This window comes from Reyranella sp., from assembly GCF_036558665.1.
Taxonomy (GTDB): Bacteria; Pseudomonadota; Alphaproteobacteria; order Reyranellales; family Reyranellaceae; genus Reyranella.
Genome location: NZ_DATBFE010000082.1, coordinates 1 through 3,009, shown reverse-complemented (window position 1 = coordinate 3,009; position 3,009 = coordinate 1). Strand labels below are relative to the sequence as shown.

The 3,009-nt window shown below is 67.8% G+C and carries 4 protein-coding genes; all 4 read left to right on the top strand.

Annotated features, from left to right (window positions below; genetic code table 11):
* The coding region (locus VH499_RS13925) for a hypothetical protein (RefSeq protein WP_332053343.1) at positions 1-1,270 on the top strand (1,270 nt) is incomplete at its 5' end.
* Complete coding sequence (locus VH499_RS13920; protein WP_332053342.1) at positions 1,270-1,608, top strand: hypothetical protein; 339 nt, start codon at positions 1,270-1,272, stop codon at positions 1,606-1,608. The genes VH499_RS13925 and VH499_RS13920, both read left to right, overlap by 1 nt.
* Positions 1,609-1,615: 7 nt before the next feature.
* A complete protein-coding gene (locus VH499_RS13915) occupies positions 1,616-2,176 on the top strand; it encodes an RES family NAD+ phosphorylase (protein WP_332053341.1) in 561 nt (186 codons plus the stop codon).
* A gap of 213 nt (positions 2,177-2,389) precedes the next feature.
* On the top strand, positions 2,390-3,009 hold a 620-nt coding region (locus VH499_RS13910; RefSeq protein WP_332053340.1), incomplete at its 3' end, for an NAD(P)/FAD-dependent oxidoreductase.

Sequence of the window (3,009 nt, the reverse complement as noted above, 5' to 3'; positions counted from 1 at the left end):
CCCCCAGCCAGAGCCGGTTGCCCACTACCTGCGGCTGGGTGCCTTCCATCGTCAGGTCGAAAAGCTTCTCGCGGCCGGCCGCCTCCCGGTGGAGCGCGTGGTAGTCGAGGCCTCTGCGTTCACACGTCAGAAGGATGTGGTCGGGCAACTCGTCGACGCCGGTCGCGAGCTGATGCTCGACACCAACGTGGCTGAACTCTCAGCGGTCGGCCGCTATGGCGGAGCGGCGAAATCGGCACCCTGGGCTCACCCGGAACGGCCGTTGCAGCTGGAGGACTTTGTCCAGGGGAGCAGCCACGATGTGATCGGCAAGATCGCGCGGTTCGCGGTCGAGCACGGCTTCCATGCGGTTCAGGCCCCGGCACACCTCCTGGAAGGGTCGACCGACGCGTGGTTTGGGATCGACCGGCAAGCTTGCGAGGACTTGCGGCGCGCGCTCGATGTGGCCGGCGGCGCGGCAATCGCGATCGACTATCCGCTGACGCTGAAATACGGCTCGCTCCGCGATCCCGCGCAGCGGCGCGTGCTGATCGCGGGCCTGAAGCATCTGCCTTTCGACAATCTGTGGCTCCGCGTCTCGGGTTTCGGCGCTGACGCCGAGGCGCCGATGCTGCGGCGCTGCATCGCCGCGGCAGTCGACTTCCAGCAGCTAGACCGGCCGATCGTGGCCGACGGAGTGGGCGGTCTGGCCGCCGTCGCAATCGCCGCCTTCGGCGCAGCCGGCGGGATCAGCCACGGCCTTGGAGAGAAGGAGCGGTTCGCGGCGGGTGATTGGAACAAGCCTCTGGTCCCTCCAGCTGGCGGCGGCGGGCGGGAGAAGCGTTTACTCGTCCCGGGACTCGATCGCTTGCTGAGCGTAAAGCAAGTAGACCTGTTGATGTCGGCTGACGGCGGCCGAAGGCTGCTAGGCTGCCAAGATCGTGCCTGCTGCCCGAACGGCCATAACGACACACTGAAGGACCCCAAGGGGCATTACCTGCGCCAGCGCACCAAGCCGCTGGAGCGCCTATCGCGCGTGCCCGAAGCGCGCCGCGTCGACGACTTTCTGAAGCACGACCTCGATCCGGCCGCCCGAATCGCCGGGACCGCGGCCAAGCTGGCCTTGGCGGATGCGGGTGCGACGGAGATGCTGCGGCGGACCAACGAGCGGCTGGCCCGGTTGGGGCCAGTTCTGAGAGACCTGCATGCCACAGTGGGCGACGGCCTCCACGCCCATGCTCCGGCGCGCCGCGGCAACGGGGCGGCCGGCGCTCGTGTCGCGAGGCGGTGATGGCGACCGCCGTTGCCCGCATCCTGGAGGACCTTCGCGAGCGCGGGGGCCTGCAGGGCAAGGACATCGCCAACATCGTCGGCACCTCGCCGCCCACCGTGTCGCGCTGGTCACGTGGCAACGGGGTCCCTTCGCTGCGCACACAGACGGTGATCGCCGAGCTGCGCTATGTCGTGGACCGCCTCTCCGACTTCTACTCGCCGGACGAAACGCGGCTGTGGCTGCACGCGCGCCACCCATTGCTGAACAGCGAACGCGCAATCGACCTGATCAACGCGGGCCGCACCGAGGAGGTGCTGGCGGTGATCGAGCGCCTCGACTCTGGCGCCTATATCTGAACGGCCCATGGCGGACGGACGTCCACGCGACATCGAGCTGCTGGACAAAGTGGATGCGCTGCCCCGGACGCCCTATGAAGGGACCGTGTGGCGCATCGCGCGTGAGGGTCGTGATCCCTTGCAAGGCTATCCCGCCGCCGCACGGTGGGACCCAGGCACGTTCGACGTGATCTACACCTCGCTCGCGCGCGAGGGATCGCTTGCCGAGATTCACTTTCACCTGAGCCGCCAACCGGTGTTCCCTTCCAAGCTGGTCTCGGTGCTGCACCGTATCACGCTCCGCACCCGGCGTGCCTTGCGGCTCGTGGACCTGTCGGCGGTCGAGGCGTTGGGCGCGCGCCGGGATCGCTATGGCGACCTCGACTATGAGCGCACCCAAGCGATTGGCGACGCCGCCTATTTCCTCGGGTTCGATGGCCTGCTGGTCCCCAGCGCTCGCTGGGACTGCCAGAACCTGGTCGTGTTCACCGACCAGCTCGCGCCGGAGGACATGGCCGTTGAAGAATCGGCCGTGGTCGACTGGCCGGCTTGGCGCAAGGAGGCGGAAGTGTTGCGGCGGAAGGGCTGACGCGATTGGACATCACCGCGGCGAGCCTTGATTGCCAGACAGCGGACCTTACGAGAGCCCGTTTTGGGGATTAGCGCGGCTCCGGCCGCCAAGGCTGAGCGGCCGTTGCGGGTTCGAAAGCGATCCTCTGCGGCCGGCGGTTAGGCCGTGCAAAACTTTGGGTCAGGGCCTTAACGTAGGGACGCCCAGGCGAACACCGGAGAATCGAGGGCCATGACCGAAGCAGCTGCATCCGCCGGGACGGCGCCGACCGAGCATTTCGACGTCGTCATCGTCGGCGCCGGCATCTCCGGGGTCGGCGCCGCCTACCATCTGACGACGCAATGCCCCGGCACGAGCTTTGTCGTGCTCGAGGCGCAGACGAGCTTTGGCGGCACCTGGCTTACCCACCGCTATCCCGGCATTCGCTCGGACAGCGACCTCTACACCTTCGGCTACCGCTTCAAGCCGTGGACCGGCCCGCCGATCGCCACCGCCGCCGAGATCCTGCATTACATGGGCGAGGTCATCGACGAGAACGGCCTCGCTCGCCATATCCGCTACCGCCACCGGATCGCCTCGGCGTCGTGGTCGAGCGCCGATAATTTGTGGACGATCGACGGGACCCGGACCGATACCGGCGCGGCGGTCCGCCTCAGCGCCGGCTTCCTGTGGATGTGCCAGGGCTATTACCGGCACGAGCGGGGCTACACACCGGAATGGCCGGGGATGGCGCAGTTCCGCGGCCGGATCGTGCACCCGCAGAATTGGCCCGAGGACCTCGACCATGCCGGCAGGCAAGTCGTCGTGATCGGCTCGGGCGCTACCGCGGCGACGCTGATCCCGGCGATCGC

Coding starts and splice junctions, on each gene's coding strand:
- VH499_RS13920 (WP_332053342.1), top strand. CDS start 1,270: ATGGCGACCGCCGTTGCCCGCATCCTGGAGGACCTTCGCGAGCGCGGG.
- VH499_RS13915 (WP_332053341.1), top strand. CDS start 1,616: ATGGCGGACGGACGTCCACGCGACATCGAGCTGCTGGACAAAGTGGAT.